Source organism: Shinella oryzae, from assembly GCF_023038235.1.
GTDB lineage: Bacteria > Pseudomonadota > Alphaproteobacteria > Rhizobiales > Rhizobiaceae > Shinella > Shinella sumterensis.
The window spans coordinates 1,186,206-1,210,778 of sequence record NZ_CP081988.1; the positions used below are offsets into that span (position 1 = coordinate 1,186,206).

A 24,573-nucleotide genomic window follows, 5' to 3' on the forward strand; every position below is an offset into this window, starting at 1 on the left:
ATGGGGGCAGGACCGGCGATGGCGGTCTCAAACGAACACAAGAGCATCCTCCCGCTTCCACACGAGGGCGTAGCGGCCCTTCTCCTCATAGGCCGCAGGCGCGGCATGGCTCAGGTGCTGCTCCACCTCGAAGAGGCGACCGTCATCGAGCGTGAAGAAGGAGTTGATCGCAGCGCCCGAATATTCGCTGGCGACGAAGCTCGCCTCAATGCGCACCTCGTTATCTGCGGTCGCCGCGTCCGTGGGGCGGATCGCGACGCGATCGTACCGGATGGCGTAGGCCGGCTTACCCGACGTCTGGCGGATGCCGCCCAGCGCGAGCGCGCCGACGGGGCTGGCGAAAGCATCGCCGGACACCGCACCGGGAAAGATGTTGTAGCAATTGAGGAAGCGCGCCACGTCGGCCGAGGCCGGACGGGTGTAGAGCGTGCCGGCATCCGTGGATTGCGCGATGCGCCCCGCATCGAGTACCAGCACCGTGTCACCCATCGCAAGCGCCTCGGTCTCCGAGCCCGTGACATGCAGGAAGGTCACGCCGCAGCGCTCGCGAATGGTGCGAAGCTCGCCGCGCATGCGCATGCGCAGGTTGGCGTCGAGCGCACCGAGCGGCTCGTCGAGCAGAACCATGCTCGGTTCGGTCACGAGCGTGCGGGCAAGCGCCACGCGCTGCTTCTGGCCGCCGGAAATCTGCGTGGTGGCGCGGTCTTCCAGACCCGACAGCCCGACAAGGCCGATGATGTCGCGTACCCGGCCGGCGACGACTTTTGCATCCGTCACCGGATTAACGGCGCGGTTGGTCAGGCCGAAGGCGATGTTTTCGGCGACGCTCAGATGGGGGAAGAGCGCGAAATTCTGGAAGACGAAGCCGATGCCGCGTTCATGCGGCGGCACACCATCGACGCGGCGGCCGGAGAACAGGATTTCACCGCTGTCCGGCTGTTCGAAGCCGGCGATCACGCGCAGCAGCGTCGTCTTGCCGGAGCCGCTGGGGCCAAGCAGCGAGACATAGGTATCGTTCGCAAGCGATGCGTCGATACCGGCCAGTGCTGGAACGCCCGAAAAGGCCTTGTGCACATTCTTCAGTTGGAGGACGGATGACACTCTGTTCCCACCAGTTTTGAGCCGGGAATGTCCTTGCGCAAAGCTCCGCACGCCGCCGGACGCGCGATGCATCCGAACGAGCAAAAAAGCCATGGTTCACGCATCGTCAGATGCGCGGCGCAGCGATATTCCTGAACATTTCACTTCGTTCCGCTTACGGAGCCTCTTGCGGGCGCCTTGATTTCAAACCATGCCATGAATGGTTTTTGTATTCAATAGACTTTTTATTTTTTCCGATTGACCGCATTGAACCCGAAAAATCCCGCTCGGAAAGCCAGGACGACGGCGTTTGCGTAGCCTTTGCGGCTGCGCGCAGCGACGGAGATACGCCTGTTGCGCACAATATTCACAAAATGGGAGGGAGAATCCGGCAGTCATGCGGCATCTGCCTCGCCCGCGATACGCCGCCGCAACGGATTCTCCGATTTCAAACTTTGTATTCAATAATCATTTATGCCATCCTTTTCTTCCGGCGGAGAATGCGGCACAGTGCGCCCGCTATAAACACCCAGTGATGACGGGACCCATGAAGGAAGAGCAGGCCGCCCCAGGCAGCCAGAAGCGGTATGAAATCGTCGAGGAGGTGCTGCGCAGCAACATATCGGCCGGAACGCTGCCGCCCGGCATCGTTCTGCTCGAAGGCCCCATCGCCGACATCCTCCAGACGTCGCGCGCGCCGGTTCAGCGTGCGCTTCAGACGCTGGAGGCCGACGGGCTGGTCCACCGCTTCGCCGGCCGCGGCTTCCTGGTGGGCCCGCCGGGCGGCGATATCGAGCCGATCCGCACCGATATCAAGGCGCTTGGCCTCGTCGTGCCCCGCCATGCGGACGAGGCATTGCAAAGCCGCTCGTCCTGGGAGCGCATCTACAATACGGTGGAGGCGGATGTCGCGGGCTGCGTGGTCTTCGGCCGCTATCGCATCGTCGAGATGGAGCTCGCCAACCATTTCAATGTCAGCCGCACCGTCGTCCGCGACGTGCTCACGCGCTTGCGCGAGCGCGGGCTCGTGCGCAAGAACCAGAGTTCGCACTGGATCGCCGGCCCGCTCACCGCGCAGACGGTGAAGGATCATTTCGTACTGCGCACGATGCTGGAACCGCCGGCCATACGCCTCGGCGCACCCGCGGTGAACCGCGCGCGGCTGGAGGCGCTGCTGAAGCGCCTGCGGGCCGCGGAGGATAGCGCGGCCGGCGGCCTCGGCGATAGCGAGGCGATCCAGACCGAGTTCATCGAGTGCTGCGTTCTGGCCGCGCCCAACGAGCGGCTGAGGGATCTCGTGCGCAACAATCTGCTGCCGGTGACGGCGACCGACCGGCTGCTGCGCCGTCTCGGGCTGCCCGGCGATCCTGCGATCATCACCGAGCTGCGGCTGGTGGCCGAGCTTCTGCTGCGCGGCGCGACGGAATCGGCGGTCTCCATGATGGCGACCCATCTGGAAGCCTCGCTCAACCGCACCATCGCGCAGATGAAGATCGTCGCGATCATTCCCGGGCCCAGCGTAACGGCGGCCTACCTGACGCCCGTTCTCGACTGACCCGCCTTGCGGCGAACCCTGTCGTGTCGGGAGTACAGAGGCCGCGCGCATCACCCTCTCCTATGCCAGCGCTTCGCGCAGCCGGGCGAGCGCTTCCCGGCGCTCGCCGCGTGCCGCCAATGCCTCTTCCATCGTCACCTTGACGAAGCGCGTCGGCGTGTGCGGCTGGAGCTGGCCGATCAGATCCATGTCCGCGGAAATGACCGTGCCGACCATGAAGTAGCCGCCGCCGGATACGGCATCCCGATGCAGGATGATCGGCTCCGTGCCGCCCGGGACCTGAATCGAGCCATAGGGGTAGCAGCTGTCGACGATATTGGACGGGTCCGAACCGGCGCCGAAGGGCTGTTCGCGCTCGACGAAATCGAGCTTCCGGCCGCCCTTGAAACGATAACCCATGCGGTCCGCCTCGTTTGCGACCTTCCATTCGTCGGCGAAGAAGTTCTCCTGCGACTGCTCCGTCACGCGATGCCAGTAGAGGCCGGGCAGAACGCGCAGCTCCGCCGGCATGCCGGGCTTTCGTTGCATGGCTTCGGGAACACTCTTTCCCTCGCTCGCAAGACGACCCGTGCCGACCGGCAGTTCGTCGCCGGCAGCCAGCGGACGACCCTTGAAGCCGCCGAGCGCGCCGATCGGATAGGTCGAACGGCTTCCAAGCGCCTCAGGCACATCGATGCCGCCCGAGACGGCGATGCAGATGCGTGCACCGGATTTCAGGAAATCGAAGGTCAGCGTCTGCCCGGCCTTGACCTTGAAGGCGGTCCATCCAGGCTGAGACACGCCATCGACCTTGGCCGGCATGTCTGCGCCGGTGACGGCGACAAGCGCGTCCTCGGTGAATTCAAGCTTCGGGCCGATGAACACGGCTTCAAGCCCCGCCGCGCCCTCGTCATTGCCGACGAGCAGGTTGGCTGCGCGCATGGCATAGCGGTCCATTGCCCCGCCGACGGGGATGCCGAGGTGGAAGTAGCCGGGACGACCGAGATCCTGAACGGTGGTCGCAAGACCGTGGTGAAGAACCTTAATGGCCATGGAGCAAGCCCTCCAGCTTGGCGTTTGTACCGTCGATATCCTTCTGGTAGTCGCGCAGGTCGAACGTAACCTCGCGGATCGGCGGGGCAAACCGACCCTTGTCGACATCCTCCACCGCCTGGTCGTAGGCGTCGCGGTCGATCGGCTTGAACTTCACGATGTCGCCGGGGCGGAAGAACACCATGAAATCGCGCAGATAGCTGGTCGTCTGCGTCGGATCGAAGATCGGCATGGGCGTGATGCCGAACATCTGGTAGCCCCCTGCACCGCGCACCGAATAGATGCAGCCGAAGCAGCCGCCATGGCCGACAGTGAGCCGTGGCGTATCCGTGCGCGGCCTGAGGTATTTCGGCACCTGTATCTGCCGCTGGCGCTCGACCATCTGATACATGAAGGGAAGTCCGGCGACGAAGCCCACCATGGAGACGAACCACGGCGAGCCGGAATGGGCGCCGACGAAATCGTCGACGGAGCCGTAGCCATTGATGCGGGCCGCATAGTCCAGGTCGGTTCCCGTCGGGTCCTGGTGCCGCTCGCGAAAACGCATCAGCGTCTCGTGTGTCCACGGGTCGTTGTAGAAGACGGGGATTTCGACGACGCGGGTCTTCAGCACGGGCTCGGCCTTGGCGGCTGCGCCCTCGATGGCCTTGACCTCCTTCAGGACATCGTCCGGATGGATGATGTCAGGATCGAACTTGATCTGGAACGAGGCGTTGGCCGGGCAGATTTCCGTCACGCCCTTGATGCCGCTGTCGCGCACGCCTTTTGCCATGGAAAGGCTCTTGAAGAAGGCTTCAAGCGACATTTCCTCGCTGCATTCGACGAACAGGTGCTCGTCGCCTCCGAATGAATATCTGGTCGTCATCAGGCAACCTCCGCCGTCGCGCCGGTCTTTGCGGCGAATTCCGTTTCAAGCCATCGTTCGAGGAAGCGCGTATCGAACGCACCACGCGCCACGCTCGCATCGCTGGCAAGCGCCAGGTGCAGGGAAATGGTGGTGGGAATGCCCTCGATGACGAGGCCGCTCAGCGCCTGCCTCAGACGCTCCAGGCAGGCTTCGCGCGTTTCGGCCCAGACGATGAGCTTGCCGACGAGCGAGTCGTAGAACGGCGGGATCATGTAGCCCTCGTAGAGCATCGTATCGAAACGGATCCCCTCGCCCTCGGGCACGACGAGGCGCGAAATCGTGCCCGGCGCCGGCATGAAACCCTTGGCCGGGTCTTCCGCGTTGATCCTGCATTCGATGGCATGGCCGAATGCCTCGACATCCGCCTGGCGGATCGACAAGGGTGCGCCGCCGGCGACGCGGATCATCTCCGAAACAAGATCGATGCCGGTGATCATTTCCGTCACCGGATGCTCGACCTGGATGCGCGTGTTGACCTCGATGAAGTAAAATTCGCGCGTCGTTTCGTCATAGAGATATTCGACGGTTCCGGCACCGCGATAGGCGACCTCGCGCGCCAGCGCGACCGCACTTTCGCAAAGCTTGGCCCGCACCTCGGCCGGAAGAAGGAACGATGGCGCCTCTTCCCAGACCTTCTGGCGGCGGCGCTGCAACGAGCATTCCCGTTCGAAGCAATGAACGAAGTTCTTGCCGTCACCGAGGATCTGCACCTCCACATGGCGGGCCTTGGTGATGACCTTTTCAAGATAAAGCCCGCCATCGCCGAAGGCGGCGAGCGCCTCGGCGGAGGCCTGGGGGAAAAGCCGCTCAAGATCCGCCAGATCGGCGGCGATGCGGATACCGCGACCGCCGCCGCCGGCGGCCGCCTTGATCATGATCGGGAAGCCGGTTTTCGCCGCCACGGCCCGTGCTTCCTCGATCGTGGCAAGGCGCCCGGCGCTGCCCGGCACCGTCGGAACGCCGGCCTTGGCGGCAACGGTGCGGGCGGCGACCTTGTCGCCCAGAAGGCGAATGGCATCGCCCTTCGGGCCGATAAAGATGAGGCCTGCTTTTTCCACGGCGTCGGCAAAGTCGGCATTTTCGGACAGGAAACCGTAACCTGGATGCACGGCATCCACGCCTGCGGCCTTGGCCGCATTCACCACGGCCTCGATGTTCAGATAGGATTTCTTCGGCGCCGGCGATCCGATGTCGATCGCTTCGTCGGCGAGCTTCACCGCGAGCATGTCGGCGTCGGCGGCGCTGTGGACCTGTACCGTGCGGATGCCGAGCGCCTTCGCCGCTTTGATGATGCGCACCGCGATCTCGCCGCGGTTGGCAACGAGGATCGAGCGGATGGTCATGCCTCCACCTCGGCAATGACCTGACCTGCCATGACCGGCTCCTCGTTCTCGACGAGGAAGGTGATGTTCTTGCCATCGACGCCGGCAGGTACCTCCTGGAAGGTCTTCATGACTTCGATCAGGCCGATCGCGTCGCTCGCCGCCACGCTGTCGCCATCCGCCTTGAACGGCGGCACATCCGGCGAAGACGCGCGGTAGAAGGTGCCCGGCAGGGGCGATCTGATCTCGATCTTGCTCATGTTTTTCTCCACTCCAGAAGGTCAGCGCCCGGCCGAGGCCGAAACCGGCGCAATACGTATACCTGCTCCCACCAGCGCATCACGCATCTGGCGCACGATGTCGAATGCGCCGAGCGTGTCGGAATGGAAGCAGATGGATTCGAAGGCGATATCGATGTCGCGGCCCGTTACCGTCCTGACCTTGCCCTCCTGACAGGCACGCAGAACCTTGCGTGCGATGGCGGCGGGATCGGGCCGGCCGGCATCGCGCGTGAACACGATGGAGCCGCTATCGTCATAGTCGCGATCGGCGTAGAATTCCCGAACAACAGGCTGGCCGGCTTCTGTCGCGGCTCGGAACGTCGCCGAACCACCCATGCAGAAGATGTAGGCATTCGGTTCGACGGTGCGCATGTATTGCACGAAGCTCTGGGAGAGTTCCGGGTTGACCGCCATCTCCATGTAAAGCGCGCCATGCGGCTTCACATGCTGGAGGCGCACACCGTGGCGATGAGCGAATTCCTTGATGGCGCCGACCTGGTAGACAAGATCGTTCACCAGCTCCTTTGCTGTGCCGGCGATCTTGCGACGGCCAAATCCCTGAAGATCGTTGTAGCCGGGATGGGCGCCGATGCCGACACCGTGTTCGGCTGCGAGCCGCACTGTCTCGTCCATCAGGTTGGGATCACCGGCATGGAACCCTGCCGCGATGTTCGCCGAGCTGATCAGCGGCATGAGGGAAGCGTCGTCCGTATCGCCGACGCGCCAGCGGCCGAAGGCCTCGCCCATGTCGCAATTGATATCGACCACCTCACGCACCGTCTCAACCTCGCATGCATTTCTGAACAGGGAAACGCTAGGCCCATTAGGACCATTTGAAAAATTCTATTTTTCCATATATGAATTCTGAAAATCAGAACTGATTGCCTTGTTTTGCTGCGGCGCAAAAACCTTAAGAAACAAAGGCCTAACCTGTTTGTGCCCTGAACGGGGCGGCCCGATGCTCATTTCGACGCCGCCTGTTCTGATTTTTCGATAGCCTCGCGCAGCAAAACAGAATGGGAAGGACAACCATGACGCTGAGCCTTCGGCAAATCCGCTACTTCGTCGCGACCGCCGAACTCGGCCAGATTTCGCAGGCGGCGGTCGATCTCTCCATATCCCAGTCCGCGGTGACGACGGCGATCAAGGAACTGGAGCGCACGGTCGGCGTCAGCCTCTTCCTGCGCACGCCGCACGGCATGGACCTGACGCCCGCCGGACGGCAGTTTCTGTCGCATGCCTACGAAATCCTGAAGAAGGTAGACGAGGCGACGCATCTCAATGTCGTCAGCAACGAGATCGAAGGAACGCTGACGGTCGCGGCGACCTATACCGTCATCGGTTACTTCCTGCCGCTGCACATCGAGCGGTTGCGGCGGCTCTTTCCCAGGCTGGAGATCCAGCTCTTCGAGCTCAACCGGGAATCCATCGAGGAGGGGTTGTTGAGCAACCGATACGACATGTCGGTCCTGCTCACCTCCAACATCCTGAACCCGGCCCTGATCACGGAGAAGGTGCTGAGCTCGACGCGCAGGCTCTGGCTGCCGGCTCAGCATCCGCTGCTGCAGGCCGAGACTGTCGGGCTGAGGGACATCGCCGACGAGCCCTACATCATGCTGACCGTGGACGAAGCCGCGCATTCCGCCCTGAAATACTGGAGCGCCACGCCCTACCAGCCGCGCGTCATCCTGCGCACCTCTTCGGTGGAAGCCGTTCGCTCGCTGGTCGCGAACGGCCAGGGCGTCGCCATCCTTTCCGACATGGTGCACCGCCCCTGGTCGCTCGAGGGCCGGCGCATCGAGACGGTGAACATCAGCGACACCGTGCCCGCCATGGATGTGGGCCTCGCCTGGCGGCGAAACATGGAGCTGACGCCCCCCATGCTCGCCTTCCGTTCGTACTTCCAGCAGGCCTTCCACCTGCCGGAACGCTGAGCGGACAACCACAGGAAGCACGGCCGCCGGCGCCGACATGTTGCCTGCCATTCCGGTCTCCCTGTTGCGAGGCATCGCTCCGCCCGGAGCGGAGCGGATTCTCACTTTGCGCGTGTCAGCAGATAACTGCCGCTCTCATGCAGCACGCTGGTCCAGCCGGGTTCGATGACGATGGTCGTCGTCACCTCCTCGATGATGGCAGGACCCTCGATGCGCGCGCCGGCGCCGAACTTCGCGCCATCATAGACCGGCGTGGAAGTGACCTTGCCGGATTGCTCGAAGATCGCATCGCGGTGGCCCTTCAGCGCAGCTTCCGCGTCGCCGCCAGCCGCCAGTTTCGGCGGGCGCACCTTCTCGATACGGCCGTAGAGGGTGGATTCGATGTTCACCACCTCCACCGCGCTGTGCCGTTCGGCGTAGGTGTAAAGCTCCTCGTGCCGGGCGTGGAAGGCGTCCTTGACCTTCTCGATGGTGTTCTCATCGATCGGGAAGGTGCCGATATCCACGGTGCATTCATGCACCTGGCCGACATAGCGCATGTCGAGCGAACGGCGGATCTCGATCGCAGCCCCCGCGAAACCGTCGGCCTCAAGATGCGAAACGCCCTTGGCCTCGATCTCCTTGAAGAGGCCATCGATGCGCGCGTAGCTCGCAGGATTGTCGAGCCGCACGGGAGCCGGCGCCATGTAGTTGTACTTCACATCGGAGATGATCTGACCGAAGGCGCAGAGACCGGACGCAAGCTTGGGCAGGATGATCGTGTCGATGCCCATGTCCCGCGCCAGCGCCGTGATATGGGCGGCCGTCGCGCCTCCTGCCCCCACAAGGACGAAATCGCGCGGGTCGTAACCGCGCTCGACCGAAACGCGCCTGATACCGTTGACCATGTTGTTGTTGACGATGGCGAACATGCCATAGGCCGCCTGCTCCGTGGAGATGCCCAGCGGTTCGGCGACCCTCGCCACCGCCGCCCGCGCTTTCTCCACATCGAGCGGCAGCTTGCCGCCGAGCAGACCCTCGGGGTTGAGATAGCCGAGCACGAGATTGGCGTCCGACGTCGTCGGCTCCGCTCCGCCCCGGCCATAGCAGGCCGGGCCAGGCTCGGAACCGGCCGATTGCGGGCCGACCTGAAGGAGGCCGAGCGGATCCACCCAGCCGATCGAGCCTCCGCCCGCGCCGAGCGTCTCGACCTGGATCATCGGAACACCGATGCGATAACGCAGGAAATCGATGTTCTTGTTAAGGTTGGTCTGGCCGTTGCGGGTGAGCGTGATGTCGAAGGACGTGCCGCCCATATCGACGGTGATGACATTCTTGTGGCCGAACGGCGCACCGGCATAGAGCCCTGCCTGTGGCGCGGAGGCGGGGCCGGAATTGATGGCGTAGACGGAACGGTCGGTCATGACCTGCCCGATGGCGAGCCCCCCGTTCGACTGGAAGTAGCGCACCGGCTGCTTGGCGCCGAGCGAGCGGAAATAGGCATCGACCGCCGTGATGTAACGGCGCATGACCGGGGCGAGATAGGCGTTCGTGACCGCCGTCGACGTGCGGGTGTATTCGCGCACCTGCGGATAAAGCTCGCTGCCGACCGTCAGCACGGCATCCGGCATCATCTCGCGCACGATTTCGGCCGCGCGCCGCTCATGCGAGGGGTCGAGCACCGACCAGACGAAGGAGATGGCGACGGTCTCGACGCCCTCCTTGAGAAAGAGCCGGCACGCCTCGCGCACGTCCTCCTCATGCAGCGGCGTGCGCACGGACCCGTCGGACAGCACACGTTCGCGAACACCGCGGCGCAGATAGCGTGGAACGAGCATCGTGGCGGCGGGATAATCCGGGTCGTAGCGGAAGCCATCTTCCTTGTGGCCGTTGCGGATCTCGATGGAGTCCTCATGGCCCGCCGTGCAGATCAGGCCCGTACGGCCGCCACGATGGGTGATCAGCGCATTGAGGCCCACCGTCGTGCCGTTGATGCACAGGTCGCAGTTGGCGATGATCTCCTCGATCGGCCGCTGGAGATCGGTGGCGATCAGGCCAAGACCGTTCTCGATGGCCTTGGTCGGGTCGGACGGTGTGGAGAGCGCCTTGAACAGCCTGACCTCACCGGTCGCGCGGTCGGCAATGACGAAGTCGGTGAAGGTGCCGCCGGCATCGATGCCGAGACGGTAGGAATGCATGGTCATGTCTGTCTTCCTTAAACAGCGGCTCTGAGCCGGTCGGTCTCGGCCGTATCGACATCAAGGGTCTCGAGGCTCACGATGGCGACGCCGTAGTCGAGCCGCGCGCCTTCCAGGGAGACGAGGCCGTTGCGCACATCGGAAACGACCTTTTCCACCGGCCGCTCGAACGGGTTGCCGAAGCCTCCGCCGCCCGGATTGAGATTGGTGATCGTCTGGCCGGGCTTGATGGTCTCGATGATGTTCTTGCGCTCGACCCGAACCGCGCCGTCACGCCGCAATTCGACGCGGCCCACCTTGGTATCGACCATGGCCGAGGTCGCACCGGCGGCACCCATCGCCGGAATGCGCCGCCCCTCGCCGAAGCCGATGCAGAGCATGTCGCCGTTAAGCGGCTCGACTTCCCAGGCCGTGCCGGAACCACCGCGGAATTTGCCGGCACCGCCGGAATCCGTCATCAGCGAATAGCGGTGGATGACGATGGGATAGGAGTATTCGAGCAGTTCCACATCGCCCGAGGTGAGCGCGCCGAAGCAGCATTCCGGACCGACGGCATGCCAGCCGTCCTGCTTGGGCGTCGCGCCGCCGCCCGAAATGATGGTGGCCAGCACCATGGTCACGAACTCCTCGTTGGTGCGGGAATCGCGGCCGGCGATGTTGAGGCCGTTGGCATGCCCCCAGGAGGCCGAGACCCGCGACGGCACCGCCTTCTCGAAGGCGAGACGCACGGCATCCGTCAGCGTCTCCATCGGTGTCGTCGTGCAGTTCATATGCGGCGCGGGCTCCTGCGCGTTGCACAGCGTGCCCTTCGGCCCGAAATCGAGACTGACGCAGCGATAGAGACCTTCATTGTAGGGTGGCGGCAGAGCCGCAAACATCATGAGGCCCAGATAGACGCCTGAATGGGAATTGCCCTCGTAGGAGTTGATGAAATAGGGAATCTGCGGCGGGCTATCGATGGCGATATGGCAGGCGTCGCCGTTGATCGTCACCGTCGCCTTGATCTCGAAATCGCCAAAGCCGTGGCCGGCATCCTCCAGGATGGCGATGCCTTCATAGGTTCCGTCGGGAACCGTGGCGATCAGCGCGCGCATGTGCTTGTCGGCCATGTCGAGAAGCGTATCGACGCAGGCATCCACCTGCTCCTTGCCGTATTTGTCGAGCATGGCAAGAAGGTTGCGCTCCCCCACCTGGCAAGCGCCGATCAGGGCGCGGAAGTCTCCTTCCTGATCGCGGCGGGCACGCATGTTGGTGAGGATCATGTTCAGAACATCGTGGCGCGGCTTTCCGCGATCCCAGATCTTCACCGGCGGAATGCGCAGGCATTCGGCGTAGATCTCCGTGGCATTCGGATTGTATCCCGCCGGCACCGGCCCGCCGATATCGGTGAGGTGGCCCTTGCAGACGGTCCAGTAGACGAGCTCGCCCTTGTAGAAGACCGGCTTGTACATGCAGGTATCGATGGCGTGGCTGCCGCCGAAGGCCGGATCGTTGTGCAGGATCAGGTCGCCCTCGTGGATGTCGTCGCCGAAGAAGGCGGCAACCGCCTTCATGGCGGGAATGAGCGAGCCGAGATGGATCGGGATATCCTGCCCCTGCAGGATCATTTCCGGCCGGGCGTTGAACAGCGCCGTCGAATAGTCGTGCGCCAGGTTGAAGACCGACGAACGGGCCGTTTTCTCCAGCGCGAGCGTCATTTCGCGCTGTGTCGTCTCGAGCATGCCGCGCACCACCGAAAGGGTGATCGGGTCCACCTTGGAAGTCTGGGTATGGAGCATCGTGTTCACGCTGGTTGAAGGCGAGAACCGACGGCCTGGAAACCGTTCGAATAGCTGTAATGTCTGTTCCCTGGGCCGCCGGTGTCTGTCGCACCGTTGAAGCCGGGTTCAATCTATGCAGAGTTTTCCGGCCCGGTCTTTGCAGGCGGCGAACAACGGTTTGCGCTTGAGCGCACAAGCTGCCATTTTCATTGCCTGGCAGACATCATGTGCATACCTTTCAACGAAGAGGGAAAGCCGCATGAAGACGAGCATCACCACGAGCGCGACGCGCGCACCCGATCGCAGCCGTCACTGGCACGAGGCCATCGCCTCGGCCTACTTCCCGCTCGACCTGCGCTTTCGCGAAGCCGACCGCTTCTCCGGCGACCTGACGACATGGCAGTTCGGCGACGTCTCGATTTCGCGGCTGACCTGCGATGCGCTGCAGTATCTGCGCCTGCCGCACCATTTTCGCGCCGCAAGGGAGGAGGAATTCCTCGTTACGGTTCCGGCAAAGGCGGAGGTATTCTTCTCCCAGTGCGGTCGCGAGGTGACGTGCCGGCCGGGTGGCTTCTTCCTGGAGCGCAGCAGCGAGCCCTACCAGTTCAGCCATTCGGAAGCGGCCGACATGTGGGTGCTCAAGGTCGAGGCCGACGCGCTTGGCGGTCGCATGCGCGCGCCGGACCGCTTCTGCACCCTGCAATTCGAGGCCGACAACGGCGCCGGCGGCCTTTTCACCGACATGCTGCACCTCCTGCCCGCCCGCTTCGACGGCATGACGCAGGAGGCGCGCACGACGGTCGGCCGCCAGCTTGTCGATTTGCTCGTGCTTGCCATCAAGGCGGATGACCGCGTGTTGACATCCGGCAACTCGACGGTGCGCAGCGCCCATCTCGCCCGCGTCGAGGCCTATGTGCGCGCCAACCTCCAGGATTTCCGCCTTGACCCGGAACGTATCGCCGGGGCCTGTGGAATCTCCACCCGCTACCTGCACGAGCTGTTCAGGGATACCGGAGATACGATCCGCAACTGGATCCGCATCCAGCGGCTTTCGGCTTGCCGCGAGGCGCTTGCGGATGCCGGCAACGTGCAGACCGCCGCCGAGATCGCCTATAGCTGGGGCTTCAGCGATCAGACCCAGTTCTCCCGCGCCTTCAAGGCCCAATTCGGCCTTCCACCGGGAGAATACCGCGCGATGGCGTCAAAGGGCCGGATGAACGGGTAGGCGTCCCGCGTTCAGAACCGATAGGTCAGTCCAAGCACCGGGCCGGAAAGACGGGTATCGAAGACATGGCCGTCCTGGTCGTAGTCGACATCCAGCACCTTGTATCCGGCCGACACGGACAGGTTGTCGGTGAAGGTGTAGTTCACCGTGGCCAGTGCCGACCAGGTCAAATCGGACCCGACACCGAAGCCGCCGATATCGACCTGCCCCTGTACGGAGAGTTTGTCGGTCAGGTTTACGAACAGCCGCGCGCCGATCACCGGATCCACCCAGCCGAAGCTCTCCTCATGACTGGCGGATATCCGGCCCAGAATAGGATGGCTTGCCGTAACCGAGACATCGTTGGAGATGTACCAGAAGCGGGCACCACCAAGCGCATCAAGGGTAAGTTCCGGTGTATCGATGATACGATAACCGCCCTGCAAGGTCGCCATGAACTCGCGCGTCTCGACATCGGCATCAATGTTCGCGCCGGCGGGGATGGCCGCCAATCCCGGGATCTGCAACGCCGGCAGCGGGCCGGTCGCCTTGCTGTCGGTGGTGTTCACGTACATGACATCGCCCGACAGCACGAAGCGATCGTACCGTCCCCAGATATTGATAAAGCCGCCGAAATTCAGATCGTCCATCACATCGGAGAACGATTTCTCGACTTGCAGCCTCGGACCACGACGAAAAGGTGATATCGCGCCATCGAGACCCGTCGCCCACATATAGGGCGTGATCTGCAAAGCCCAGTCGGAGCGCAGCCCTGCGGCAGGATCCACATCCGCGGCGACATCATTATCGGCGGCATCCGCAAAGCCGGCCGTGCAGAGCGCCAGAGCGGTCGCAGCAAGGTATCTCTTCATGGCGTCGTCTCCGTGGCCGGCAGCGTGTTCTTGTGTATGCGGCCATCCTTCATCACCAACATCAACGTACGATCCGGATCGGCAATCAGCGAAATATCCTGAAGCGGGTCGCCATCGACGACCAGAAGGTCCGCATAGGCATCCGCCTCGATGTGCCCGAGCCTGGCGGGATAGGGGTTGCGCGGGCCGGACAACCCGGCAAGATCGGCGTTGCCGCTCGTCAGCATACGCAACACCTCGGCATTGTCGTACCAGCGCGCAAACTTGGCCAGTTGCCGACCCTGCGTCGCGGTTCCCTTCGGGTTAAAAAGGATATCGGTTCCCAACGCCATCTTCACCTTGTGCTTACGGCCGAATTCCACCGCCCGCACCGTGCCTTCGGCGATCATTTGCTGCTGGGCGCGCTGCTCCGGCGACGCATAGACATTGGCATCCTCGTCGGCCAGGAACGGCTGGATGCTCCACCAGGCGCCGGCATCCGCCATGCGTTTTGCCGTCTCCTCATCGGCAAGCTGGCCATGCTCTATCGAGCGTACGCCGCAGTCGAGCGCCCGCTGAATGGCCGCGGATGTGTAAGCATGGATGCACACATACGTGCCCCAATCCGTTGCGGCCGACACGGCCGCCCGCATTTCGACCTCGGTATACTGCAACGCGTCGATCGGGTCGAAGGCGGACGCCACGCCACCACCGCCCATGATCTTGATCTGGCTGGCGCCCAGCATCAGCTGTTCGCGCACACGCCGCAGCACCTCGGCCTCACCATCGGCGATCGCTGCGATGCCTGCCTGCTCGGCCACGCTGAGGCCGCTCAACGCCGAGCGCGGCAATTCCGTGCGCATGCGGAAATCGCCATGCCCCGACGTTTGCGAAATCATCGCGCCGGAAGGATAGATGCGCGGGCCGGCGATGCGTCCCTCATCGATGGCGCGCTTCAGCGCAAAGGACGGGCCGCCGACATCGCGAACGGTCGTGAAGCCGCGCAGAACGGTGCGTTCGGCCTCCTGTGCAGCGACGAGATGGACATAGGGAATATCGGCCGTCATCGCGGCCACCTGTGAAATTGCCGCAAGGATCGAATGCCAATGGGCATCGATCATGCCGGGCATCAGCGTCCGTGCGCCGCAATCGATCACCTCCGCATCCGAAACGGTGTCGGCAGCCGGCACGAGCGCCTTGATCCGGTTGCCTTCGACAAGAACGCCCTGCCCTTCAACCAGAGCGCTGCCTGTTCCATCGAATATCTTCACATTGCGCAGCAGGGTCGGTTTGGTGGAAGCTTGTGCAAAAACCGGGCTCGACAGGCCCAATACCGGCGCTACCAGGCTTGCCGCGACGCCTTTGAGAACGGAACGTCGCGAAAGACCCTCCTCAATGCGCGCAAAAAGGCTCTGTGCCTGCGGACTGTGGCACGCGCAACCCTGGCCATGAACGAAGTGGCGGTACCGACCTCCCAAACGCAATACCAAAGTCGCCCCTTCCCCCGTTACGGCATCCCAACCAAAAGTTGTCGGTCAGTTAAGCTGATTTGACCGGCCGCGCCAAGCGGGTTTTCCGCGACCTCGGGTCACATACAGGGCGTTGCCTGCTCCGATCCTAGATCTCGTGCAGCACGTTGGCGGCCTTCACGGCGGCGGAGGCGCGGTTTTCGACGCCGAGTTTGACGTAGATCTGCTCCAGGTGCTTGGTCACTGTTCGGGCGCTGAGGCCGAGGATTTCGGCGATGTCACGGTTCGACTTACCCTTCGCGATCCACAGCAGGACTTCGGATTCGCGGTGCGTCAGTAAGAAGTGCTGGCGCAGGATCTCATCGTCGGAAAGGCGGCTTTCAGCCGTGAGGCGGAAAAGGAATTCGTCCGCGTCGATCCTGCCGAGGAAGGAAAGTTGCAGGCTTGCCTGCCCGGGCTGGCGGATGGCGAAGGTGGTTTCGCGGGACGCGCCGCGCATCTTCATCCAGTCACGGATATGGTCGGAGACGACGTCGAGACCCTCGTCGCTGCCCGTCGCGGCATTGACCAGCCGGGTCGCCTGCGGGGTCGACCAGCGGATCTTGCCCTCGCTGCTCACGGCCAAAAGGTGCCGCCCGGCGGCATCCAGCGCCACGCGGGCGCTCTGGGCGGAACGGGCATTGGTGAGATGCACGCGGATGCGCGCCCGCAGCTCGTCGATATTGATCGGCTTTGTGAGATAATCGACGCCGCCGGATTCCAGCGCCCGCACCACATGCTCGGTCTCGGTGAGGCCGGTCATGAAGACGACGGGAACGGGGCTGATGGCGGGGTCGGCCTTCAGCCTGAGGCAGGTCTCGAAGCCATCCATGCCGGGCATGACGGCGTCGAGCAGGATAATGTTGGGCGTGATGCGGCTGACGATATTGAGCGCCGAAGCGCCCGACGTGGCGATCAGCACGGAGAAGCCGGATTGCTCCAGTGCTTCCGTCAGGAATCCCAGGGCCTCGGGGGAATCGTCGACGAGAAGGACGATGTCGCGGGGAATGGCTGTCTCAGTCACGGGCGGCGGCATCCTTCCGATCCATGGTTCTCAGGAAGGCATCATAGCCGGCGAGGTCGAAAACCTGAACATAGGCGCGCACGGCTTCCGCGAAGGGCTGGTGTTCCGGCACGCCGGCGATTTCCGCGAGTTTCGCCTCGATGCCCCTGATATAGCCGATCTCGCCGAGACGGATCAGCTCGCGCACATGGTCTTCCTCCGGAATGACGATGCTGGTTTTCGAGCGATCGTCTGTCGCCGCGTCATCGTGATAGATCCAGTCGAGGCCCATATGCAGGGCGAGCTTGTCGGTGAGCTCTCGCAGGTTGAACGGTTTTGCCAGCATGTCGTTGTGGCCGGAACGGGCCGTCGTGCCATCACCGATATTGGCCGAAAGCATGATAACGGGAGCCGGCTGGGCCTGCGCGCGCAGGCGTTCGACCAGCTCCCAGCCGTTCATGCCGGGCATGGAAATATCGACGAGGAAGAGATCAGGCTTCAGCCCCTCGACGAGCGACAGGCATTCCTCGCCGCTCGTTGCGGTGAGCACGGTGAAATCGAGCGGGCGCAGCACCTCTTCCATGAGATTGCGGTGGTCCGCATTGTCATCGACGACGACAATGGTGCGGCGTGGGCCCCTGTAGCCCTTGATGCGCTGCACGGCATCCTTCGCAGCCGCCGGGCGATCGACGGCCGACAGCATGAGGCGAACACGGAACTCCGTGCCCTTGCCCCATTCGCTGGTGACGGAGATTTCCCCGCCGAGCGTCTGGGTCAGAAGGCGCGTGATGGTGAGGCCGAGACCAAGGCCGGGCATGCGGCCGTGCTCGGCGCCGCCGCGCTGGAACGGCTCGAAGATGCGCGACAGGTCCTTTTCCTGAATGCCCTGGCCGCTGTCGCTGACGGTGAAGGTCGCGACCTGGCTGCGATAGGCGACATCGAGGCGGATCGCACCCTGATCGGTGAACTTCAACGCATTGGAGACGAGGTTGACGAGGATCTGGCGCAGCCGCTTGTCATCGGTGCGCACATAGCGCGGAAGGTTTGCCGGGCGGCTGTGCTCGAAGGCGACGCCTTTGGCCTGAGCCTGCGGACGGAACATCTCCACGATCTGGTCGAGAAAATCAGGCAGATGGATTTCGTTGGAATAGACTTGCAGCTTGCCGGCCTCGATCTTGGAAATATCGAGCAGGCCGTCGATGAGGCCGGAAAGGTGATCGGCGCTGCGCTTGATGACGCGGATGGCGTTCTGGCGTTGCGGCGGGATGCTCTCGTCGCGCTCCAGCACCTGCGCATAGCCGAGCACGGCATTGAGCGGCGTGCGCAGCTCGTGGCTCAAGCCCACGACATAGCGGCTCTTGGCGCGGTTGGCCGCCTCGGCCGCCTCCTTTGCCTGCTGGAGGGCGGCGTCGGTCTTCTTGTGCGCGGCGATCTCCTTGAGGAGAAGCGTGGTCTGGCGGGAGGACTCCTCCTCCGCCACCACCCGGCTGTCATGGGCCAGCACATAAAACCAGCAGACCACGCCCGCGACCACCGCGAAGACGAAGAAGACGACAGCGATGGTGCGCTCCACCACGGCCGCTGTTTCCGGAGAGTGGGTTCCGACCTGGTGGGCGATCATGGCGAGGATGACGCCCATGCCCGCGATGGACAGAACGGCGGCGATGCCGTAGCGGCCGAGCCTCGTGCCGAGAGCCCGCACCGCCGCCGCGGGCAATATGGTTTTCGCCACCCCGGCGATCTGCGCATTGAACCGCGCCTTCGGCTTGCACAGGTCGTGGCAGCGGCTGTCGAGCGAGCAGCAGAGCGAACAGATCGGCGCGGCATAGGCCGGGCACCAGGCCATGTCCTCGGGCTCGAAAGGGTGCTCGCAGATCGAGCAGGTGATCGAGTGCTCGAGCGCCCAGCTGCGGCGCGGCTTGCGGGCAAGGTAGTATTTTCCGCCTGTCGCCCAGGCGATCAGCGGCGAGGCAATGAAGGCCACAATGGCGGCGATGTAGGGTGCGAGCGACGCCGCGATCTCGCCGAACGCGCCGAAATGGGCGGTCAGTGCGATGACGGCCGACAGCGTCATGGCACCGAGGCCGACCGGATTGATGTCGTAAAGATGCGCCCGCTTGAACTCGATCCCGGGCGGCGACAGTCCAAGCGGCTTGTTGAGGAAGAGGTCCGCCGAAATGGTGCAGAGCCACGCCATGGCGATGATGGAGAAGACGCCGAGCGTTTCCTCCAGCAGCCTGTAGATGCCGAGTTCCATCAGGAGCAGAGCGATCGCGACGTTGAAGACCAGCCAGACGACGCGGCCGGGATGGCTGTGGGTCAGGCGTGAGAAGAAATTCGACCAGGCGAGCGACCCGGCATAGGCGTTCATCACGTTGATCTTCAGCTGCGACACCACCACGAAGGCGACCATCAGCAACAGCGCTGCCATGTCCCACGGCAGCATGTAGCCGAAGGCCGTGTAGTACATCTGCGCGGGATCGGCCGCCCGGGTGGAGGGCACGCCAGATGATAGCGCCAGCACGACGAGGAAGGAGCCAGCAATCAGCTTCGGCGCGCCGACGATGACCCAGCCGGAGCCCGCGAGGAAGACGGCGATGCGGTGATGCAGCTTGCGCTGCCCGTCCGGCGGCAGGAAGCGCAGGAAGTCCACCTGCTCGCCGATCTGCGCCATCAAAGCGAAGATGACGGCCGAAGCCGCACCGAACTCCACGAGGTTGAACGGCGCGTAGGTGCCGGGCGGGCCGGAAGGATGATGCAGGCCGGAATAGGCGAGCCATTCACCCACCTTCTGCCAGTCCGCGAAGGCGATGAAGACGAAGGGCAGAATGTTGAGCACGATCCAGAACGGCTGGGTGACGAGCTGAAAGCGCGAGATGAGTTGCACACCGTGGGTGACGAGCGGGATCACCACGATGGACGATATGATATAGCCGATCCACAGCGGCAGGCCGAGCGCAAGCTCGAGCGCACCGGACATGATCGAGGCTTCGATGGCAAACAGGATGAAGGTGAAGCTCGCATAGATCAGCGAGGTCAAGGTCGAGCCGATATAGCCGAAGCTTGCGCCACGCGTCAAAAGATCGATGTCGACACCGTGGCGGATGGCGTAGCGGCTGATCGGCAGGCCGACCACGAGGATCATCAGGCTGGCCACCAGCGTCGCCACGATGGCGTTGGTGGTGCCGTAGGACATGGTGATCGCCCCGCCGATCGCCTCCAGCGCCAGGAAGGAGATCGCACCGATGGCGGTCTGCGAGATGCGGTCGGATGAAAACCGGCGCGCGCTCTTGGCTGTGAAGCGCAGCGCATAGTCTTCCAGCGTCTGGTTGGCGACCCAGCGATTGTATTCGCGGCGGATCGGTATGATGCGCTGGCGTGCGGCCATCGTGTGCTGCTGTCCCCTGTGCCGTTTGTCGGCCGTCTGGCAATGTTCCTAACACAGATGCGCCGGCCCCGAAATTGGCGCGCCGCCGCAAAAGCTTCCCGCTTATCCCTGCCTTCTACGCAATATGACGTATGTGCAGCGCAACATGCCTGTCGGATAGTCCCCGCAGCAACGGCCAAAAACAACCAATCCGCCCCGTTGCGGTCAAACGAACAGAGGGGTTCAGACCATGTCCATCAAGAGGCGCGCCACCGGCGCATTGCTCGCAGCCATTCTTTCCACAACGGCCTTCCACGGCGCTTTCGCGGCCGACGACACCATCAAGGTCGGCATCCTGCATTCGCTTTCCGGCACCATGGCGATTTCCGAGACGACGCTCAAGGACGCCATGCTGATGCTTATCGACGAGCAGAACAAGAAGGGCGGCCTTCTCGGCAAGAAGCTCGAGGCCGTCGTGGTCGACCCGGCCTCCGACTGGCCGCTCTTTGCCGAAAAGGCCCGTGAACTCATCTCCGTCGACAAGGTATCGGCTGTCTTCGGTTGCTGGACCTCGGTGTCGCGAAAGTCCGTGCTTCCCGTCTTCGAAGAGCTGAATTCCATCCTCTTCTACCCCGTGCAGTACGAGGGCGAGGAAAGCCAGCGCAACGTGTTCTACACCGGTGCGGCACCGAACCAGCAGGCCATCCCCGCCGTCGATTACCTGATGGCGAACGAAGGCGTCGAGCGTTGGGTGCTTGCCGGCACCGACTATGTCTATCCGCGCACGACCAACAAGATCCTCGAAGCCTACCTGAAGTCAAAGGGTGTGGCCGCCGAGGACATCATGATCAACTACACGCCTTTCGGTCATTCCGACTGGCAGACGATCGTCTCCGACATCAAGAAGTTCGGTTCGGCCGGAAAGAAGACCGCCGTGGTCTCGACCATCAACGGCGACGCCAATGTTCCCTTCTACAAGGAACTCGGCAACCAGGGCGTCAAGGCTGAGGATATCCCTGTCGTCGCCTTCTCCGTGGGCGAGGAAGAACTCGCAGGCCTCGACACCGGCCCGCTCGTCGGCCACCTCGCGGCCTGGAACTACTTCCAGTCCGTCGACAACCCGGCGAATGCCGAGTTCATCAAGACGTGGCAGGCCTTCACGAAGAACGACAAGCGCGTCACCAACGACCCGATGGAAGCCCATTACATCGGCTTCAACATGTGGCTGAAGGCCGTCGAGAAGGCGGGAACCACCGATACGGATGCCGTGCTCGACGCGATGATCGGCGTTTCCGTGCCGAACCTTTCGGGCGGCTACTCCACCATGATGCCGAACCACCACATCACCAAGCCGGTTCTGATCGGTGAAATCCAGACCGACGGTCAGTTCGAGACCGTGTGGGAAACGCCCGGCCTCGTCGTGGGCGACGAATGGTCGGACTTCCTGCCGGACTCCAAGGACCTGATCGCCGATTGGCGCAAGCCCATGGAATGCGGCAACTTCAACGTCGCCACCGGCAAGTGCGGCGGCAAGGGTTCGTGACCTGAAAGGATGAGCGGGGCAGCGATGCCCCCTCATCCGGCCCTTCGGGCCACCTTCTCCCCGCTGGGGAGAAGGCAAGGACGGCAAACGCTCGTTCCCTCATTCGCCTCGCCGGGACCGCCAGCGTATCGGTTCACCCCTTCTCCCCTCGGGGAGAAGGTGCCGGCCGGCGGATGAGGGGCCGTCTCGCCTTCCAACGAAATCCATCATCCCGACCCGTCGGGATGCTCCATCCTTCACCCACCGAGGACGTGACATGCACGCGCGGCTCATCCATCGCTTCCTGCAATGCCTGCTCGTCGCATTCTGCCTGACGGTGACGCTGCTTGCGACCGATCTGAGGGCGGCCGACGAGCTTCGCACCATGGTCAACGCACTGGGCGGTGGCAACTTCCAGCAGAACCAGAAACAGGTGGAAGCACTGGCGAAGACCGGTGATCCCAGGATCGTCCCGGCGCTGGAAGCGCTCTCGGAGGGCGACCTCTACCAGCGCAAGGCCGATGGCACGGTCTTCATCGTCAAGCCGGCCGGTTCCAATTTCACGCTGATCGACGCCGTCACCGGCGATGCGGCCGGCGAAGAGGCAAAGGCCGCGCTGGAAAAGATCAAGGTCAACAACGGCCTGCGTCGCACCATCCGCGCCGCACTCGGCGGCCTGACGCTGATGAGCCCCGATACGGGCGTGCGTCTCCAGGCGGCAAACACCATTTTGCGCACCCCCTCGGCCGACGCGCTCGACGGCCTCGATGCCGCGCTCGCCGCCGAGACGGACGGCACAGTCCGCGCCGTGCTCGAAAAGGCCCGCGCTGCCTCCGTACTGGTTTCCGATCGACCGGTGGACGAGAAGAAGGCGGCGGTCGCGACGGTGGTCGAGACCGGCGGGCGCGACTCGCTCTCGCTGCTCTCCGCAGCACTGGCCACGGCCGACGAGAGCCTTCGCCCCGATATCGAGGCCGGCATCACAAAGATCGAGGACCGGCAGGCACTGTGGGCCGCCGGGCAGAACGTCTGGTACGGCCTGTCGCTCGGTTCCGTCCTGCTCCTGGCGGCCATAGGTCTTGCCATCACCTTCGGCGTGATGGGCATCATCAACATGGCGCATGGCGAGATGGTGATGCTCGGCGCCTACACCACCTTTGTGGTCCAGCAGATCATCCGCACGTCTTTCCCAGGCCTGTTCGACTGGTCGCTGGCCATTGCGCTGCCGCTCGCCTTTCTTGTCACCGGCGTGGTCGGCCTCGCCATCGAGCGCGGCATCATCCGCTTCCTTTATGGCCGGCCGCTCGAAACGCTGCTCGCGACCTGGGGCGTATCGCTCATCCTCCAGCAAGCCGTGCGCTCGATCTTCGGGCCGACAAACCAGGAAGTCGGCAACCCGTCCTGGATGTCCGGCGCGTTCGATCTCGGCGGCATGACGATCACCTGGAACCGCATGTGGATCATCGTTTTCTCGCTTGCCGTGTTCGCCTTTCTCCTGTTCCTGCTCAAGAGGACGCCGATGGGCCTGCAGATGCGCGCCGTTACGCAGAACCGCCGCATGGCCTCTTCCATGGGCATCAGGACGCCCTGGGTGGATGCCCTCACCTTCGCGCTCGGCTCCGGCATCGCCGGCATTGCCGGGGTCGCGCTCAGCCAGATCGACAATGTCTCGCCCAATCTCGGACAGGGCTACATCATCGACAGTTTCATGGTCGTGGTGTTCGGCGGTGTGGGTAACCTGTGGGGAACGCTCGTCGGCGCCTTCACGCTCGGCATCCTCAACAAGTTCCTCGAGCCCTATGCGGGCGCAGTGCTCGGCAAGATCCTCGTGCTCGTGCTGATCATCCTCTTCATCCAGAAGCGGCCACGCGGGCTCTTCGCACTCAAGGGAAGGGCGGTGGAAGCATGATCACCTCATTTGTCCTCAAGGCGCTCGACCGCAACATCGTCTGGGTCACGGCACTGCTGCTGGTGACCGCGGCCCTTGTTCCCGCCCTCAACCTCATGACGGCGCCGGACCACCCGCTGCACATTCCCACCTATATCGTCTCGCTGTTCGGCAAGTATCTCACCTACGCGCTGCTGGCGCTGGCGCTCGATCTGGTCTGGGGTTTCTGCGGCATCCTCTCGCTCGGCCACGCCGCCTTCTTCGCGCTCGGCGGTTATGCGATGGGCATGTATCTGATGCGCCAGATCGGCGCGCGCGGCTCCTACGGCAATCCGCTGCTGCCGGATTTCATGGTGTTCCTCAACTGGAAAGAGCTGCCCTGGTTCTGGTACGGCTTCGACATGTTCTGGTTCGCAGCCCTGATGGCGGTGCTCGTGCCGGGCCTGCTTGCCTTCGTTTTCGGATGGTTCGCCTTCCGCTCGCGCGTCAATGGCGTCTACCTCTCCATCATCACCCAGGCGATGACGTTTGCTCTGCTGCTTGCCTTCTTCCGCAACGACATGGGCTTCGGCGGCAATAACGGCCTCACCGACTTCAAGGATATTCTCGGCTTCAACATCCAGTCGAACGGCACGCGCTCGGCGCTCTTTGCCGCCTCGGCCATCGCACTGGCCCTCTCGCTGGTCATCACATCCGGCATCGTGCGCTCGAAATACGGCAAGGTCCTCATCGGCGTGCGCGACGCGGAAAGCCGTACCCGCTTCCTTGGCTACCGTGTGGAGCACATGAAGCTCTTCGCCTTCACGATCTCGGCCATGATGGCAGGCGTCGCCGGCGCGCTCTATGTGCCGCAGGTCGGCATCATCAATCCGGGCGAGTTCGAGCCGGCCAATTCCATCGAGGTCGTCATCTGGACGGCGGTCGGGGGACGCGGCACGCTGATCGGCCCCATTGTCGGCGCAATCCTCGTCAATGGCGGCAAGAGCATCTTCACGGACGCCTTCCCGGAATTCTGGCTCTTCGCGCTCGGCGGCCTGTTCGTTGTCGTCACACTGTTCCTGCCCAAGGGCATCGTCGGCACCGCGCGGCAGGTCATCGAGCGGCGGCGCGAATACCGCAAGGTCCGCCAGGCCGAGGCGGCACGCGCCCTTGCAGCAGAACCCCAAGCGGCGGAGTAACGGC

At 63.5% G+C, this 24,573-nt stretch carries 19 protein-coding genes; 7 read left to right on the plus strand and 12 right to left on the minus strand.

What is annotated here, in order from left to right:
* Positions 1–27: 27 nt before the first annotated feature.
* Positions 28–1,101: an ABC transporter ATP-binding protein gene (locus K6301_RS21765; RefSeq protein WP_247220942.1), complete on the minus strand. Its 1,074-nt coding sequence runs from the start codon at positions 1,099–1,101 to the stop codon at positions 28–30.
* A 110-nt stretch (positions 1,102–1,211) separates the two neighbouring features.
* On the opposite strand from K6301_RS21765, the gene K6301_RS21770 reads away from it, so the two are divergent.
* A complete protein-coding gene (locus K6301_RS21770; RefSeq protein ID WP_247220943.1) occupies positions 1,212–1,616 on the plus strand; it encodes a hypothetical protein in 405 nt (134 codons plus the stop codon).
* An 11-nt stretch (positions 1,617–1,627) separates the two neighbouring features.
* Positions 1,628–2,635, plus strand: a complete 1,008-nt coding sequence (locus K6301_RS21775; protein ID WP_247220944.1) for a GntR family transcriptional regulator — start codon at positions 1,628–1,630, stop codon at positions 2,633–2,635.
* A gap of 60 nt (positions 2,636–2,695) precedes the next feature.
* Here K6301_RS21775 and K6301_RS21780 read toward each other — a convergent pair whose 3' ends face one another.
* From K6301_RS21780 to K6301_RS21800, 5 genes are read right to left on the minus strand one after another with little or no spacing between them, the layout of a single operon-like run.
* Positions 2,696–3,667: a 5-oxoprolinase subunit C family protein gene (locus K6301_RS21780; RefSeq protein WP_247220945.1), complete on the minus strand. Its 972-nt coding sequence runs from the start codon at positions 3,665–3,667 to the stop codon at positions 2,696–2,698.
* A complete protein-coding gene (locus tag K6301_RS21785; RefSeq protein ID WP_247220946.1) occupies positions 3,657–4,532 on the minus strand; it encodes a 5-oxoprolinase subunit B family protein in 876 nt (291 codons plus the stop codon). The genes K6301_RS21780 and K6301_RS21785 overlap by 11 nt, the downstream gene beginning before the upstream one ends.
* Positions 4,532–5,917 carry an acetyl-CoA carboxylase biotin carboxylase subunit gene (locus K6301_RS21790; RefSeq protein ID WP_247220947.1) on the minus strand — a complete coding sequence of 462 codons (1,386 nt, stop codon included), beginning with the start codon at positions 5,915–5,917 and terminating at the stop codon, positions 4,532–4,534. The genes K6301_RS21785 and K6301_RS21790 overlap by 1 nt, the downstream gene beginning before the upstream one ends.
* Complete coding sequence (locus K6301_RS21795; RefSeq protein WP_134652346.1) at positions 5,914–6,156, minus strand: acetyl-CoA carboxylase; 243 nt, start codon at positions 6,154–6,156, stop codon at positions 5,914–5,916. Before K6301_RS21795 ends, K6301_RS21790 begins: the two co-directional genes overlap by 4 nt.
* Before the next feature lie 21 nt (positions 6,157–6,177).
* The gene (locus K6301_RS21800; protein ID WP_134652344.1) at positions 6,178–6,954 is read right to left on the minus strand and encodes a 5-oxoprolinase subunit PxpA; all 777 of its coding nucleotides are present in this window, start codon (positions 6,952–6,954) and stop codon (positions 6,178–6,180) included.
* A 254-nt stretch (positions 6,955–7,208) separates the two neighbouring features.
* Between K6301_RS21800 and K6301_RS21805 the strand changes: the two genes are divergently transcribed.
* Positions 7,209–8,111: a LysR family transcriptional regulator gene (locus K6301_RS21805; RefSeq protein WP_134652342.1), complete on the plus strand. Its 903-nt coding sequence runs from the start codon at positions 7,209–7,211 to the stop codon at positions 8,109–8,111.
* 101 nt (positions 8,112–8,212) lie between these two features.
* On the opposite strand, the gene capA is transcribed toward K6301_RS21805, so the two are convergent.
* Positions 8,213–10,294: a caprolactamase subunit alpha gene (gene capA / locus K6301_RS21810; protein WP_247220948.1), complete on the minus strand. Its 2,082-nt coding sequence runs from the start codon at positions 10,292–10,294 to the stop codon at positions 8,213–8,215.
* An 11-nt stretch (positions 10,295–10,305) separates the two neighbouring features.
* The gene (gene capB, locus K6301_RS21815) at positions 10,306–12,066 is read right to left on the minus strand and encodes a caprolactamase subunit beta (RefSeq protein ID WP_247220949.1); all 1,761 of its coding nucleotides are present in this window, start codon (positions 12,064–12,066) and stop codon (positions 10,306–10,308) included.
* A gap of 241 nt (positions 12,067–12,307) precedes the next feature.
* On the opposite strand from capB, the gene K6301_RS21820 reads away from it, so the two are divergent.
* A complete protein-coding gene (locus K6301_RS21820) occupies positions 12,308–13,273 on the plus strand; it encodes an AraC-like ligand-binding domain-containing protein (protein ID WP_247220950.1) in 966 nt (321 codons plus the stop codon).
* An 11-nt stretch (positions 13,274–13,284) separates the two neighbouring features.
* Here K6301_RS21820 and K6301_RS21825 read toward each other — a convergent pair whose 3' ends face one another.
* The 4 genes from K6301_RS21825 to K6301_RS21840 form a co-directional block, all read right to left on the minus strand.
* Positions 13,285–14,124 carry a DUF481 domain-containing protein gene (locus tag K6301_RS21825; protein WP_247220951.1) on the minus strand — a complete coding sequence of 280 codons (840 nt, stop codon included), beginning with the start codon at positions 14,122–14,124 and terminating at the stop codon, positions 13,285–13,287.
* Entirely contained in the window at positions 14,121–15,374 is a 1,254-nt protein-coding gene (locus K6301_RS21830; protein ID WP_343298948.1) for a metal-dependent hydrolase family protein, read from the minus strand. Before K6301_RS21830 ends, K6301_RS21825 begins: the two co-directional genes overlap by 4 nt.
* Before the next feature lie 346 nt (positions 15,375–15,720).
* Positions 15,721–16,635 carry a response regulator gene (locus tag K6301_RS21835; RefSeq protein ID WP_247220953.1) on the minus strand — a complete coding sequence of 305 codons (915 nt, stop codon included), beginning with the start codon at positions 16,633–16,635 and terminating at the stop codon, positions 15,721–15,723.
* Positions 16,628–20,002 (minus strand): hybrid sensor histidine kinase/response regulator, encoded by a 3,375-nt coding sequence (locus K6301_RS21840; protein WP_247220954.1) that lies wholly within the window; start codon positions 20,000–20,002, stop codon positions 16,628–16,630. The genes K6301_RS21835 and K6301_RS21840 overlap by 8 nt, the downstream gene beginning before the upstream one ends.
* A gap of 229 nt (positions 20,003–20,231) precedes the next feature.
* Between K6301_RS21840 and urtA the strand changes: the two genes are divergently transcribed.
* The 3 genes from urtA to urtC all read left to right on the plus strand — a co-directional run bounded on the left by urtA (position 20,232) and on the right by urtC (position 24,569).
* Positions 20,232–21,524, plus strand: a complete 1,293-nt coding sequence (gene urtA, locus K6301_RS21845; protein WP_134652330.1) for an urea ABC transporter substrate-binding protein — start codon at positions 20,232–20,234, stop codon at positions 21,522–21,524.
* 256 nt (positions 21,525–21,780) lie between these two features.
* Complete coding sequence (gene urtB / locus K6301_RS21850) at positions 21,781–23,412, plus strand: urea ABC transporter permease subunit UrtB (RefSeq protein WP_247220955.1); 1,632 nt, start codon at positions 21,781–21,783, stop codon at positions 23,410–23,412.
* Positions 23,409–24,569, plus strand: coding sequence for an urea ABC transporter permease subunit UrtC (gene urtC / locus K6301_RS21855; protein WP_247220956.1), 1,161 nt, complete (start codon positions 23,409–23,411; stop codon positions 24,567–24,569). The genes urtB and urtC overlap by 4 nt, the downstream gene beginning before the upstream one ends.
* Positions 24,570–24,573: the final 4 nt, after the last annotated feature.